Annotated in this window: 1 protein-coding gene; it reads right to left on the bottom strand. The window is 62.9% G+C overall.

From position 1 onward, the window contains the following. On the bottom strand, positions 1-802 hold an 802-nt coding region (locus ACFXIV_RS48280; RefSeq protein ID WP_379421587.1), incomplete at its 3' end, for a serine/threonine-protein kinase. Positions 803-1,073 lie beyond the last annotated feature (271 nt).

Raw genomic sequence — 1,073 nt, 5'->3', positions numbered from 1 at the left:
GGTCGCGCGACATCGCCGCCTCGACGACCGCACGCACATCGTCGGGGATCCCACCCTCGCGCAGATCAGGCAACGGTTCGGTAGTGATGCGCAGAAACTGCGCGACTACCTGCTCACCACTGCGACGCTCGAACGCAGCGTGACCGGTGAGCGCACTGAACAGGGTGGCGCCGAGCCCGTACACATCGGAGGCGGGCGTGGGACGGGCACTATTGAGGAGCTCGGGGGCAGTGTACGCGGGCGAACCGAGGATGACTCCAGTGGCGGTCCGGAAGCCGCCGGCGACATGGGCGATGCCGAAATCGGCCAACGCCGGCTCGCCGTAGTCGGTGAACAGGATGTTTGCCGGTTTGACATCGTGATGCACAATGCCGAGTCGGTGTGCCATCTCAAGCGCCCCGGCCAACTTGACCCCGAGCCGCAGCACCTCATCTACCGGCAGAGAGCCGTCCTGGCGGATCCGGGCGTCGAGGGAGCCGCGTTCGTAGTACTGCATCACCAAATACGGCCGTCCGGCAGAGATCTCACCGATCTGCAGCACCCCCACGATGTTCGGGTGACCGGTGAGCCGCCCCATTGCCCGTTGCTCCTGCAGAAATCGCGCACGGCCTTCCGCGTCCGGTTGAGCGGTGAGCACCTTCACCGCAACAACGCGGTCCAGACCACTCTGCGTGCAGCGGTAAACCACACCGAACCCACCCCGACCGATCTCCTCGGCATCCTCGAACCCCACAGAACTCAGTTCCATGGCCAGTGGCAACGCCGTATCCCGGTGCGTTATGAAGGAGTCGTCCTCGACCATGCGGTCACCTACGATTAGCCCCTGAATTCCAACTATACTGCAATGACACTCGCTGTTCGGTCGAGTGGTGGCTGCACCGCCAGAACCGCGATTTCGATGTCACCGCAGATGGTCCACAGGACCTGCTGGTTATATGGAGGCTGTTGCGGTTGTTATGGTGGCCAAGCTGAATTCGCTGGTGGCGACCGATTCGGGATCAGTCGATCCGGCTGCGACAGCCGATCTGCTACCGATCGACGGTGCTGCGTCAGAAGGTAAACAACAGCGGCTG

The sequence above is a fragment of the Nocardia sp. NPDC059236 genome (assembly GCF_042754085.1).
Classification (GTDB): domain Bacteria; phylum Actinomycetota; class Actinomycetes; order Mycobacteriales; family Mycobacteriaceae; genus Nocardia.
The sequence above is the reverse complement of the archived record's forward strand: the minus strand, read 5'-3'. Positions and strand labels throughout refer to the sequence as shown.